Here is a 12,794-nt window from a genome sequence, read left to right as displayed (position 1 = left end):
GGTTTCCTCCAAATACTGCTGGATTATGCGTTCCAATACATAGCCATACGGGGCTCAGTTTTGCCTACCCGGCAATTCAGCACGTCCACAAACGCTCTTTGCTCCGATTCGCTGAATCCATCCAGTTGAATCTCTCCTGTCTGTACCTGAGCCATCATACTTGGATCTGCCATCAGCTTTTGAACGGTTTCCTTCAACATTGTACATTCCCCCAAACGGTTTATAAGAGGTCTTCCTCTTAATTTCACTATATCAGCAGTTGATAGAGCTGGAAACGACAACCATACTGATAGTTACCGCAAACATTCTTGCGGGTGATTGCGGCGGGTAATTGCGGGCTGACTGCGGGCTGACTGCGGCAGGGTGCGGCAGGTTGCGGCGGGTGTCCGGCTTGGGCCGGCCTTAGTCAGCCATCGCCAGAATCTGCTCCTTCCACTCGGAAGCGAGGCCCAGCCTGCCTACCAGATCCAGATAGTTATAATAGTGGGTCCTCATCCGTACGGAAGAGTACAGCAGTGTGCCGGACTGTTCCAGAATCCGTTCGATTTCTTCTCTGCAGTGGGCTACATCTGCAAGCTGCAGACGACCCTCGAAATAATCAGCGATCCAGCGCTGCTCTCCGGTAATGGACTGTAGCAGGTGCAGCGTCGGCAGCGTCTTCTTCCGGTTCCAGAAATCGTTCTTGTTATCCCAGTTCAGAAGATCGCGGATATCGTTCTTCATCTGGGCCGCAATCCCCAGCTCCTCCGCATAGGCTCTGACCTCTTCAAGGACCTCACCGCCGGCCAGCAGCGTCCCGATGAGACAGGCGGCGGCAAGCAGACCGGCCGACTTCTGCCGCACCATCTCCAGATATGCCTCTTCACTTTCAATATCGTTGAGCAAATCCACCGTCTGGCCATTAATGGCAGCCAGCACCTGTTCACTCATCAGCCCCGCAGCAGCGTTGGCCCTTTCGAGTGGAAAGTTGCCGCTCACCAGCATGTGCTGGGACAGTGTCAGCATCCCGAGCGCAATATTCAGCGCAATTTCGGGACTCAGCCGGCACCATACAGAGTTCTGGTTATCCTTGTCCTGAAGATCGTCGATGATATCCAGGCTCAAGATCATCAGCTCGACTGCAGCCGCCGCCCGGTAAATGTCCTTCCCGGTTCCGCCAAAACCCCGGTAATGCAGCACGGTCATTCGGCCGAAGAGCAGCGTTTCCCGCAGCTTCTCCTCCAGGCAGTTCATTCCTTGCTCCAATAAGTACGGCACCTTAAAAAACGCCCGCAGGCCCGCCCTCATCTCCTGCTCGATCATTTCAGCACAGCCGTCCATCCCAAATAACCCCCCTACAGTTTTCAGCCTTTCAACGCTTCACGGGTTAAGCTTTACTGCCGCGCGTCAGGCCGATTGCCTATTAGGAGGGTATTCTATAATCTATTATTATTTCCTTCTTCTGGATGTTGCGAAACTAAGAACAAAATCCTGTTATATTCACAGCTACCGCTGCGATCCGGCGAGCACCTTTTGCAGAACGGCCTGGATTTCCTCTGCCGAGAAATCCGAGTTCCGGCCGATTTCCGCGGCTTCCCGAAAGGCATGGTACAACAGCTGTTCCGACCGTTCACGGACTGTACATTCCTGCGGACGGCAGACAAAGGTCCCTACGCCTCTACGCGGAACAATCAGGCCTTCCTGCTCCAGCTCCAGGTAGACCCGGCGGATGATCACCTGATTGCAGGATAACTGGCCCGCCAATTGCCGTATAGAGGGCAGCTTCAGACCATGAGGCAGCCGTCCGCTCAGGATCAGCTGCCGCAGCTGCTCCCGGAGCTGTTTTGCCATCGGACCGTCCATCTTTGAGGAGGTTAATAATTCTTCCAGCATATGCATCCCTTTCTTCAAGACTGTTCAGGCTTCAGTGATACTCCGGGGCCGTCCGTTCAAATATCAATTCCAAGTAATCGGCTGCACCATAAACGTATGTACCCGGATTAAAAAGCTGAAACAATCTCCATCCGTCTCGGGCGTGCTCATAGATAATTTTGTGGTAATCCTCCTCCGGCTGACTGCGCAGCAAGCCACCCAGCTCTATTTTGACGAACTTGTACTGATACACTTAGTTCACCTCCTCAAAAATCAGGCAGGACAGCACAGCCGCATCGGCTTCGTCCATGTCCAGCAGTTCACGGACAGCAAGGCCGCTGACAGCAGCCGCCGGCCGGCACTTCCACTCCATTTCACGGGCGCACTGCAATAACTGCTCCGTCAGCCGTCCGCTCTCCAGCAATGTAAGACGGTTCGCCTGCTCGCCTTGCCTCGCACGTAAACGCTGTATGGGGGCTGTAACGAATACCGCCGCTTGAGCCGTTTCCTGCGGCCCTCCGGAGCCAAACAGTGTCCTCCAGATCCCGGAGTCGGCTGCCTTCATGCGCTGTACGGCCATCTCTGCCGGACTGCAGCTGAACAGCCCGGATGCGCCGCTGGCTGCACTGCGGGAGAGGAAATAAAGCTCAATGCCCTCCCGTTCCGTCCCGCCCGCCGCCTGCTTCAAGGTATCAACCTCCAGAAATGGTGAAGCGCCGCTAATGGGCTCCTGGAACTGTTGAAGCTGGGCCAGCAGTTTCAGAATAAACGGGTGCATGGACAATTCCCTTTGATGAAGCCTGTTCATCCCCAGGAGCGGAAGCCCGGCTTCCGTGCTCTTCTGGGCGAACAATTGTTTCAGCATCTTCATCCTGGAGCGGGTAAGCAGCTCAAACTGCAGATGCGCATAAGCCCCGGCCGAATCTATAGGCGTGTACCGCTCTCCCTCCGGTTCAGCTTCAGTGTAAGAGGCGGAAAATCTGATCTGCATTATTATCACATCCTGTGCAGTTTATTTCTTCTTGAAGCTTCGTCACGGAAGAGGATGCGAATACCTATTCTGTATAGCTTAATCATAAGTCATGTTTCGGTACTTTACACCGAAAACCAGGCTACGTCATTCCACAAACGTCTTGCGGAAACGTAAAATAACCCCACAAAGTGGGGCTTTGGCATGGAGTATTCAGGTACTTTGCGGGGACCGCGATATAACGTTCTGATATGTCAGAATAGCCGCCTCTCGGCGGCTATTCTCATTTGATTCTGGCGACGATCTTCCCCTGGACATGCCGTTCGGAGAGGCGGATTAAAGCTTCAGGCACGTCCTCCAGCTTGATCACTTCCTGCAGCTGGGAGGACAGCTTGCCCTGTTCCATCAGCGCCAGCATTTCATCCCCGATTACGGCAAGGTCATGCTCCGCCCGCGGGTCACCGGACCCATGCGCTGCCCCCAAGGCAATTTCGTGGTAGGAGACCACCTTCGAGAACGGCTTGATCCGCGTAAAATCAGGCGGTCCGGCGATATAGACGAGATGGCCCATAAAGGCCAGCAGATCCAAGGACTCGCTGGCGCTCGTGCGGCTGACCGCATCTACCACGGCATCGACGCCGCGTCCGCCCGTAATCGCCATTACACGCTCATTGATATTCTCAGTGCGATAGTCGATGACCTCATCGGCTCCGAGTGACCTCACATACTCATGATTGTGGGCCGAAGCGGTGGAGATCACCTTTTTCCCGGCCAGCTTGGCGAGCTGCACCCCGAATCCGCCCACGCCGCCGGCTCCCCCGTGAATCAGAAGGGTCTCTATCCTCTCCAGCGGCAGCTTCCGGTGCAAGGCCTGATACGCCGTGTATCCTGCGGTCGGAAGAGCTGCGGCATCCTCGAACGTTACGCCGTCCGGAATGCGCGACACCCTGTCCGCATACGCAATTCCATACTCTGCAAAGCCTCCCGGCTTCTTCAGGTCACCATGATAAAGGACGCGGTCGCCGTTCTTCCACCGGGTTACCCCCTCCCCTGTCTCCGCTACCACTCCGGCAACGTCGAGCCCGAGAATATGCGGATAGGTCCAGCTCGGATTGCCTCCTGTGGCTGTTTTGTAGTCAACCGGATTCAGCCCTGCGGCATGTACCTCCACAAGAATCTCGCCCGGCCCTGGTGAAGGAACCGAAACCTCCCCGACCTGCATTTCTTTCCATTCGCCTTTGCCCTGCAACAGCAATGCTTTCACCTGAACATCTGCTCCCTCCTGATGATTTCTCACTCTGTATTACCCGCAATCCGCCTCTAGCAAGGTTATGACCGCAGGTGCGGATTCCGGCCGGATCCATCCCCGCATCATCCGTTCTCCCGCTTGAATCTCTAGGCTCTGACGGCCCCCGGCTGCGCCCCAATCCTTCAGCTCGTAACCGGTGATCTCCTCCATAGCAATGGTTGTGCTTTCTGTAATGATTCCCCGATGATCGATGATCAGTACAACCCGGTTATGATTGACGGCAATAGGCAGAACGAGCGGATAGACATATGAGAACCAATGCCCGGTGATCCAGTCATTGAGCCCGAGGATATAGAGAACCCAGAGCACAGTGACAGCCGCCACATAAAGAGCAATGAATACAAGAAGCCCAATGTGGGGAATCATGCGGGCCTGGTCGTATACGTATACCGGATCTCTGCCTTTTTTCTTAAGCTTATACTGCGCATAACTGTAGATCAGGAACCAAGGCATGATTGCGCAAAAAGCTATATTCAGCAGCATAATGAACACGTACTCCATTGTCTACCCCTGCCTTCCTATAAAATCACTGCGGTGTTCCGATAAATCCCGTCGCAGGCTCAGCATATACGTCTTCCATCTGCGGGTCTATGGTCCATAACTTGGCCATAAGTAAGACATCTTCTTCAGTCGGCAGAGATGGCACCTCAACATCAGTTCCGGTAAAAATAAGGTGATGCTCCATCTCTTCTCTGCTAAGCTTGCCTTCGTTTATCAGCTCTTCACCTGCTTCGCCCAAATAACCGTACGCCCTGACTACGTTCCCGTTAACAGCTTTAGCCCAGGCATGGTATTCAACCACCCGATGCGTACCGAAGTAGCAGGCTTCACCAAATGTGGCGCTTAATTTTAAAATGGCTGTAAGAGGACCGGGGTCTTCACTCTGATTTAAATCCGGCATTTCCAAACTGATTACTAATGTCCACCCCTGAACCGGAGGAGAGATGAAGTAATAGCCAGCATATGCCCCCAGAAGGCCCGTTCTCCAATTGGATACACGCACATTCACTAGATTCAGGTCCTTTATTACCGCTTGGGAATCGCTGGTTTTCACAGCGAACCATTGATTCTTATATCCAAAAGGGATCGGAACGTCCGGAATATCATCAAATGTCATTGCTGCTTCGCTGGAAGCAATTTGACTTTTATTCTCTTCCATTCTTGCGTTGGACGCCCTGCGCTTCAGCCTGTGCAGATACACACCAGCCAATACTAAAATAAGTATCACCCCAAATGCATAAAAGAGGGTCATCACGATTCTCCGTTCCACTGCTATTTTTGTAAAAACAATCAAAGCGGGTACAGTTTCACTATTCGACTACTCCTCTCTTTTTCCTGTTATCTGCAAAAGAAAAACGCCCTGTCTCCAAACGGAGCAGGACGCTATTTGCGCTATACACTTACTGGGCCGATGAAGTGTTCCGGATCGTTACCTGCAGTCCCGACTCCTCCATATATTCCTTTCCCCATTCATACATGAGGTCGAGGATCGGAATCAGGCTCTGGCCGCGCGAGGTCAAGCTGTATTCAACCTTGGGCGGAACGACGGCGTAGACCTTCCGGTCGACGATGCCGTCCTCTTCCAGCTCGCGCAATTGCGTGGTCAGCATCCGCTGTGTAATATCGGGAATCAGCGCCTTCAGCTCACTGAAGCGCTTGGTGCCTTCCTTGCCGAGGTGCCACATAATGATCATTTTCCATTTGCCGCCGATGATGGAGAGGGTCAGCTCTTTCTCGCAGTTAAATACTCTTTCTTCGTTCCGTGACATGTGGGCTCACTCCCTTCCGCCTTACAGCGGTACAATAGTATACTTTTCAACACTATATAATAAAATAGTGCCTACTTTCAAGAAGCGTACTATTGTACTTATAATTAGGGCACGGCAGTGGAACTATAGTCGGGATACACCGAAATGAACGAATCACTAATATACCCAACTCAAGGAGGACATCATAATCATGAAACTTCAGCTTGCACTTGATCTGGTCAATATTCCTGAAGCTAAAGAGGTCGTAGCCGAGGTACAGGAATTCATCGATATCGTAGAAATTGGCACTCCGGTTGTAATCAATGAGGGACTGCATGCCGTTAAAGCCATCAAAGACAGCTTCCCGCATCTCGCGGTTCTGGCCGATCTGAAGGTAATGGACGCCGGAGGCTATGAAGTCATGAAGGCTTCGGAGGCGGGAGCGGATCTAGTGACCGTGCTGGGTGCAACGGATGACTCCACCATTAAGGGCGCAGTGGAAGAAGCCCGCAAGCACGGCAAGCAGATTCTCATCGACATGATCAATGTTAAAAATCTCGAACAGCGCACACGCGAAGTCGACGCCCTGGGCGTTGATTACATCTGTGTGCATACCGGATATGACCTGCAGGCGGAAGGCGAGAACTCCTTCGAACAGCTGCGCGTCATCAAGAGTGTGGTTAAGAATGCCAAGACCGCAGTAGCCGGCGGCATCAAGCTTGAGACACTGCCGGAAGTCATCGCTGCAGCGCCGGACCTGATCATCGTAGGCGGCGGCATTACAGGGCAAGCGGACAAGCGCGCTGCCGCCGCCGAGATGAAACGGCTGATCGGAGCACGCTAAGATGTCTCGGCCAGTGAGCCAACAGTTCGGGCAGATTCTGCAGGAGCTGGAACGCGCTGCGGAACTCCTGCCGGAGGCTGCGGATGACCGGCTGACGCAGGCGATCCTTGGCGCCGGCAAGGTCTTCGTGGCCGGAGCCGGACGCTCCGGGCTGATGATGAAGGCGTTCGCGATGCGGTTGATGCATCTGGGCTTCCAGGCGCATGTGGTCGGCGAGACCGTTACGCCCGGCATTGGCGAGGGCGATCTGCTCCTCCTCGGCTCCGGCTCGGGCGAGACCCGCACCCTGACCGGAATGCTGGAGAAGGCGCAGGCGCTGAAGGCTACCGTCGCTGCGCTGACGATTCAGCCGCAGTCGACGATCGGCTCCGCAGCCGATATCGTCGTGACGCTGCCCGGTGCGCCCAAGGATCAGGCATCGGGCACGGAGCTTACGGTTCAGCCGATGGGTTCCCTGTTCGAGCAGACACTGCTGCTCTATCTGGATGCCGTTATCCTGCGGCTGATGGAGGAGCAGGCCCAGAGCTCCGGCACGATGTATGGCAAGCATGCGAATCTGGAATAAATTTTTCTTCATATAAAATACATGTAAAATACATGAAATAACCCGGATAAATGCACTTTTGCGCTTATTCGGGTTATTTCTTGATTTATACAAGTTGAATTTAAGGGCAGCCACTATTTGCGAACTATAGTTAGAAAATCGCCACTTAATTTCATCTGTATGGAGGATGACCCAAGCTTAGTTGGATATTCGCCACTTAATAGGAGTGAAAATTAATGATTGTTCCGATATCGTCCAAATTAGGTGGCGATAATCGAATTAGCTTGCCGATATCGGTAATAAAGTCAAAATTAGTGGGCGATTATCGACTTAATTGCAGTGAGCGGCAGAGTTGGGCATACCATTCATTATCCTCTTCAACTTCCGGATAATTCGCCGATGTTTCCTTCCTTTCCCTCATCCTATACCAAACTCGCACTGCAGCAGATACTCCTGCTGCGGCTGCCATCCCTACAGCCTGGTCGATTGTTAACTGCGGGGATTCAAGAGCTTCTGATAGAGCTCCCGGGCTTTGCCCGCATCTCCAGGGGGCGCGCGGTCCCGGATTTGTTCCGGGTCAGACAGACGCAGGATCGGCGGCCGAATTTACGGTATCCCCGTCGTCAACCCCACCAACGTCTATCACGTCCCGGTGGTCTACCGGCAGGATTGGCTGGACAAGCTGGGGCTGGCCCTACCGGATACACTGGCTGATTTCGAGAAGGTGATTTATGCCTTTGCGGACGGGGACCCGGACGGCAACGGCATCAGGGATGCCTACGGCTGCAGATACTCGACTATGTCAGCGCCAACCCCGATCCGGACACCGATGCGTCCATGAAGAACGGCATTCAGGGCACACACTGGGAGTGGGCAGATGCGGCGAAGCAGGATATTGTCACGCTGCCTCTCTATGACCAGATGTTCAGCTACACGAATACAATCGGCGCCGGGATCGGCATGACAGCGCCGATCATGCCTACCGGCCGCCGGGAGCAGTGGGCGGCGACCCTGGGGCTGGACCGCGATGGCATCTACAATGCCCTGGAGGTGGCGACGCCCTCCCTGGTCAGGAACGGGCCTGAGCTGCTCAAGCTAAGGGACCAGGCCTACATCGCCTTCATCACCGACGGGCGGCCGCTCGAAGAATTCGGCGAGTTCGTGCAGGAGTTTCTGGCAGCCGGCGGGACCGAGGTGCTGCGGGAGGCGAATGAATCATTTTTTATGAAATGAATTGTGATCTGTCCTCCGGGATTTCCTACATAAGTAGAGGGCGATGCTGCTGACATGATAGAATGTGGAGCCATTCCCATGCTTAGCGCCTCCATCATCTCCCTCACTATAATCAATTCAGGGGGAATTAGAATGGCTAGAACAGCAAGTGCTTACTCAAGCACCATTGACGGATTTAAGGTGGAATCCAATTATTTGCCGGATGGGAACATAACTTTCTGCAACGTCTTCGCGCAGGCTGTAATGAAAGCAATGAGCGCCGCCCTGCCGACGGGTCAAGCCAATGATATTGCAAACGCACTGTATGGAAACGGTACTCCGGGCTGGTACTCGGTTACTTTCCTCGACGCACAGAAGCGGGCAAATCTCGGATACCCGACCGTCGCCCTCCGGGCTGCTTCCGGCAACGGCCATATTGTAGTGGTTAGACCCAAAGGCTCTTCAATCACTACGCTTAAGGAAGTACTGGTAGCCCAGGCCGGCAGATCGAACTTCAACAGCAAAACCATCAACTACTCCTGGCCAGCGGAAGAGCTTCCGGAAGTGAAGTTCTACACACACGATTAAGTAAGTAAGGATTAATCATTTCCCGAATCACTTGGAAATAATCAATATAGCCCTTCCGGTCCCCATGGGAGCGGAAGGGCTATGCCTGTTCATTGGGCTGCAGCTTGCTTAGTCAGCTTTACAGCGACGCCCGACAGTTTGAGCGCAACCGCCGTACCCTGATAGAAATCGGAAGACTCCACAGTGTACTCCAATTTGGTCAGCAGTTTGCCGGAGCGGTCCATGTAACCGAACTTCCCGGAGGAATTGGTCCCGATTCCCACGAGCACCGCCCCTTCCTTAAAGGCAGAAGCTCTGGTGTAAGGACCATAGGGAATGACCAGTTTACCTGAGGTGTTGATAAAACCAATCTGTCCCTTCGCATTGCTCACGTGGGCCAAGCCCTCGCTGAAATTACCTGCGCCGTAATATTGGAAGGGGATCACGGTCTTTCCTTGCTTATTTACGAACCCCCATTTCCCTTTACTGTTCTGCACCGCAACCAGTCCACCGGAGAAGTAGCCCCCCGATTTATAAATATGCGGTATGACCGTATTTCCTTCAGCATTGATATAGCCGTATAGGTCTTTACTGTTTCTCGTGAGCGCCAAGCCATCATGGAAATCTCTTGCATCCGTATAACGATAGGAAATGACTGTTCTTCCCGAACGATCGACATATCCGATGGTTCCTTTCTTCAGATCATAGGATACGGCCAGCCCCTCGGAAAAGCTAAGCTCTGTACTGATTCCCGCCGGTAAATTCAGTTCAGATACGGTCTTGCCAAACCGGTCGATCAGGAGTACCTCCTGTGTGTTTGCCTTCTTCACGGTAGCCACACCATCGGAGAAATAGCCGACCCAACTGTAGATGCACGGAACGGCCAGTTGCCCCAATGTATTCATGTAACCGTAAAGATTGGTGCGCTTATCCTTAACGATCGCTCTTTGCTCATAGAAATCGCTATCAGGCACAAGGTAGTCCGGAATCTGAAAGGCCGGCTGCCCGTTCACATTATAATAAGTGTAGCTGCCGTCCGACAGCAGGGCATACAGCAGGCCATCATGAAATTCCCCGTCGCTGCTGGGGCGGACCACCTGATAATCCAAAGGCTTCTGCGTGATTTGGATCTTGGGTGCAGCCGCAGCCATGCTTGTTGCCGAAATAGCCAGTGCCGGAATCAGGGCGATTAACAATGACTTCAAGATCTTCACTTCATCATCTCCTACTTGTAAGGTTTTCACAAGAAGTTAGACGCGAGGAATATCGATAAGTTGCCAAAATATCCAAATAATCCAAAGAAATAAATGGAGTAAAGGACCCTGGCCATCACAGCCCCCGAAACATCCGCTCCCCCCGGGTCTGTAACGTTCTATACATCCCGCCGCACACGGCCAGCAGCACCAGCCCAATGGCTGCCAGAAGCAAATTGCCGTCCACTCCCGGCAGCAGCAGCGCCGCCGCAAACGGCACAGCCAGACTGATAAAGCCGATCAGCATGGCTACAATGACCGCCGCGCTCTGCTTAATCGCCGTCACCTCACTGGTCCACTCCAGGTTGGGCAGCTTGAGATTGACCAGCACGCCCAGCATGGCGGAATAGCAGGCATAGATGGCCGGAATCACCAGCAGCAGCAGGCTCTCCACCCATCCGGTACGCAGCGATAGGCTCAGCAGCCCCCAGCTGATAACCAGGACCGGCAAGGTGACGGTGAGATTCACCGCGATTTTGCTAAGCAGGATGGTGTGTGCGGGGACAGGCGAGCTTTGAAGAATCCACAGATTCTTCCCTTCAATGGAAATGGAACTGGAGGTAGTGCAGCTTAATGTGACGAAGACCGAAACGACCAGCGGCGCCAGTGTGTTCAGATAATCGGCAAGCTGCGGAACCTCAACCAGCTCCCCCAGCTGATCTGCACTGACGAACAGCAGCGCTACCGCCATCACCAGCAGCATAATCATTCCTATACCCGTGTTCATAACGTAAACTGAAGAGCTGAAATACCGGCGCAGCTCCTTGCGGTACAAGGCCCGCAGCGGCGTCGAAGTCTTCAGGGATTTCATGCGGTAATTCCGGCTTGCCCGGGATGTGGTCAGCCCCGTATGAATCGCTTTGAACCTGCTGCCGAGCACATAGGTAAACAGCAGGAAGGCCAGCAGCGAAATGCCGACAAATAGCAGCAGCGAGCCCGCTTTATACGAACAGACAGCCCCCACATACATGGACGCCAGCGGATACAGCCTGAACACTGATTCGGCCAGCTCTGCCCCCAGATCGGCCAGCACCTGCACCTGTTCCTGCTTATTGATGCTGAAGGAACCGGCCATCAGTGCAATGACAAAAGCAATGGTCAGCACAAGCTGAACCGTCCGGCTCCCTCTGAACCGCGAAGCGATCCAGCTGATCAGCGCACCGATGATCGTTGCCGCAATGATCGGCACCAGCGGAATGCACAGCAGCGTAAGCAGAAAGAGCGGATAATACAGGAAGCCCGGATTCACGTATATGGCGTAGACCGCGCCCGCCGGAACCATCACCAAGAGTGTAAAAAATACATTCAGCGAATACAGCTGCAGCACCCTGCTCGCTACCACTGTACTGGTCTTGACCGGCAGCGACATCACCAGGTCATAGTCCTTGAAGCCGAATAACACGCCGCCGGCCTTGTACACCGTTGTGAAGAATCCGATCAACGAGGTGACAGCCATCATCAGGGCGAGCAGCAGGTCCACCCGGCCTATCGATTCCAGCGTCTGCGCCAGCATATAGCTGTAGCCGAAGGAGAACGCCGCCAGCATCACCACGCAGAGCAGAATTGCTGCGCCCAGGAGCAGCAGATTGTTCCGCTCCTTCCGGTCCCGCGTGTGCAAGGCTTTATTGAGGCCAAAGGAGGACAGCAGCTGAACACGGGTCAATCTCCAGATATTAATCATGCTTGATCAGCTCCAGGAATACTTCTTCAAGACTGTTGTCGCCCGTAACCTCTTCGGTTCTGCCGTGGGTGACGAGCTTGCCCCCTTTAATTATCGCGATTTTATTGCACAGCTTCTCAGCCACATCCAGCACATGGGTAGAAAAGAAAATCGCGCTCCCGCTCCGGCACAGCTCGCCCATCACCGTCTTCAGCGTATGGGCCGCCTGCGGGTCCAGTCCCACAAACGGCTCATCCAGCACCAGCAGCTTCGGCTGATGGATCAGCGCGGAGATGATCGCGAGCTTCTGCTTCATGCCATGGGAGTAGGAGGAGATCAGGTCTCCGAAGCTGGCCGTAATCTGGAAAGCGTCGCCGTACTTCCGGATCCGGGCCTCACGGTCCTCTTTCGAGACGCCGAAGAGATCGGCAATGAAATTGAGATACTGAATGCCGGTCAGATGGTCATACAGATCCGGATTGTCGGGAATGTAGGCGGTGACCTTTTTACAGGCTACTGGGTCTTTCTTAATGGAGATGCCGTCAATATAAATATCGCCCTCTTCAAAATCCAGCACCCCTACCACAGCCCGGATCGTTGTCGTCTTCCCGGCCCCGTTATGCCCGATGAAGCCGTAAATGTCCCCCTGCTCGACTGTCAGATTGATGTCGTCTACCGCCCTTTTGCCTCCCTTATAGCTCTTGGAGTAATGTTTGATGCTGAGGATTTCCTTCATCCCGCTCACGCCCTTTCGATACTTCACAGCAGCGGGCATCCCTGCCCGTCTCCCGAATCATGTAGATAATACGGCTAGCTGCCGAAGATCGTTCATCCCC

17 protein-coding genes are annotated in these 12,794 nt (G+C 53.7%); 5 read left to right on the top strand and 12 right to left on the bottom strand.

All coding sequences use genetic code 11. The features are described 5' to 3' along the window. Positions 1-23: 23 nt before the first annotated feature. The 9 genes from comX to F1381_RS03720 all read right to left on the bottom strand — a co-directional run bounded on the left by comX (position 24) and on the right by F1381_RS03720 (position 5,899). Positions 24-200, bottom strand: a complete 177-nt coding sequence (gene comX, locus F1381_RS28110; RefSeq protein ID WP_187355182.1) for a competence pheromone ComX — start codon at positions 198-200, stop codon at positions 24-26. A gap of 202 nt (positions 201-402) precedes the next feature. Next, a complete protein-coding gene (locus F1381_RS03755; protein ID WP_151733483.1) occupies positions 403-1,320 on the bottom strand; it encodes a polyprenyl synthetase family protein in 918 nt (305 codons plus the stop codon). 165 nt (positions 1,321-1,485) lie between these two features. Then, the gene (locus tag F1381_RS03750; RefSeq protein ID WP_187355181.1) at positions 1,486-1,830 is read right to left on the bottom strand and encodes a GntR family transcriptional regulator; all 345 of its coding nucleotides are present in this window, start codon (positions 1,828-1,830) and stop codon (positions 1,486-1,488) included. Positions 1,831-1,903: 73 nt separating this feature from the next. Beyond that, positions 1,904-2,104, bottom strand: a complete 201-nt coding sequence (locus tag F1381_RS03745; protein WP_151733481.1) for a DUF4177 domain-containing protein — start codon at positions 2,102-2,104, stop codon at positions 1,904-1,906. Next, a complete protein-coding gene (locus F1381_RS03740) occupies positions 2,105-2,842 on the bottom strand; it encodes a nitroreductase family protein (protein ID WP_151733480.1) in 738 nt (245 codons plus the stop codon). A gap of 262 nt (positions 2,843-3,104) precedes the next feature. After that, positions 3,105-4,085, bottom strand: coding sequence for a zinc-binding dehydrogenase (locus F1381_RS03735; RefSeq protein WP_151733479.1), 981 nt, complete (start codon positions 4,083-4,085; stop codon positions 3,105-3,107). Positions 4,086-4,124: 39 nt separating this feature from the next. Beyond that, positions 4,125-4,631, bottom strand: coding sequence for a hypothetical protein (locus tag F1381_RS03730; protein ID WP_151733478.1), 507 nt, complete (start codon positions 4,629-4,631; stop codon positions 4,125-4,127). Between the two features lie 25 nt (positions 4,632-4,656). Continuing rightward, a complete protein-coding gene (locus F1381_RS03725) occupies positions 4,657-5,424 on the bottom strand; it encodes a hypothetical protein (RefSeq protein ID WP_222850415.1) in 768 nt (255 codons plus the stop codon). 106 nt (positions 5,425-5,530) lie between these two features. Next, on the bottom strand, positions 5,531-5,899 hold the full coding sequence (locus F1381_RS03720; protein WP_151733476.1) for a winged helix-turn-helix transcriptional regulator: 369 nt from the start codon (positions 5,897-5,899) through the stop codon (positions 5,531-5,533). Between the two features lie 190 nt (positions 5,900-6,089). Here F1381_RS03720 and hxlA point away from each other — a divergent pair, with 190 nt between their 5' ends. The 5 genes from hxlA (at position 6,090) to F1381_RS03700 (ending at position 9,066) form a co-directional block, all read left to right on the top strand. After that, on the top strand, positions 6,090-6,722 hold the full coding sequence (gene hxlA, locus F1381_RS03715; RefSeq protein WP_151733475.1) for a 3-hexulose-6-phosphate synthase: 633 nt from the start codon (positions 6,090-6,092) through the stop codon (positions 6,720-6,722). A 13-nt stretch (positions 6,723-6,735) separates the two neighbouring features. Then, a complete protein-coding gene (gene hxlB / locus F1381_RS03710; protein WP_246187898.1) occupies positions 6,736-7,287 on the top strand; it encodes a 6-phospho-3-hexuloisomerase in 552 nt (183 codons plus the stop codon). Positions 7,288-7,798: 511 nt separating this feature from the next. Then, positions 7,799-8,107: a hypothetical protein gene (locus tag F1381_RS28105; RefSeq protein WP_187355179.1), complete on the top strand. Its 309-nt coding sequence runs from the start codon at positions 7,799-7,801 to the stop codon at positions 8,105-8,107. Next, positions 8,104-8,499 (top strand): type 2 periplasmic-binding domain-containing protein, encoded by a 396-nt coding sequence (locus F1381_RS28100; RefSeq protein WP_187355178.1) that lies wholly within the window; start codon positions 8,104-8,106, stop codon positions 8,497-8,499. Before F1381_RS28105 ends, F1381_RS28100 begins: the two co-directional genes overlap by 4 nt. Positions 8,500-8,631: 132 nt before the next feature. Continuing rightward, on the top strand, positions 8,632-9,066 hold the full coding sequence (locus F1381_RS03700) for a hypothetical protein (RefSeq protein WP_151733473.1): 435 nt from the start codon (positions 8,632-8,634) through the stop codon (positions 9,064-9,066). An 89-nt stretch (positions 9,067-9,155) separates the two neighbouring features. Here the strand turns inward: F1381_RS03700 and F1381_RS03695 are convergent, their stop codons facing one another. From F1381_RS03695 to F1381_RS03685, 3 genes are all read right to left on the bottom strand, one after another. After that, positions 9,156-10,259, bottom strand: a complete 1,104-nt coding sequence (locus F1381_RS03695; protein WP_246187897.1) for a WG repeat-containing protein — start codon at positions 10,257-10,259, stop codon at positions 9,156-9,158. Positions 10,260-10,374: 115 nt separating this feature from the next. Beyond that, complete coding sequence (locus F1381_RS03690) at positions 10,375-11,979, bottom strand: putative ABC transporter permease subunit (protein ID WP_151733472.1); 1,605 nt, start codon at positions 11,977-11,979, stop codon at positions 10,375-10,377. After that, positions 11,972-12,685 carry an ABC transporter ATP-binding protein gene (locus F1381_RS03685; protein ID WP_151733852.1) on the bottom strand — a complete coding sequence of 238 codons (714 nt, stop codon included), beginning with the start codon at positions 12,683-12,685 and terminating at the stop codon, positions 11,972-11,974. The genes F1381_RS03690 and F1381_RS03685 overlap by 8 nt, the downstream gene beginning before the upstream one ends. Between the last annotated feature and the right edge of the window lie 109 nt (positions 12,686-12,794).

This window comes from Paenibacillus tengchongensis, from assembly GCF_008973665.1.
GTDB lineage: Bacteria > Bacillota > Bacilli > Paenibacillales > Paenibacillaceae > Paenibacillus_AQ > Paenibacillus_AQ tengchongensis.
Note: the sequence above shows the minus strand (reverse complement) of the source record. Positions and strands in the feature narration are given on the sequence as shown.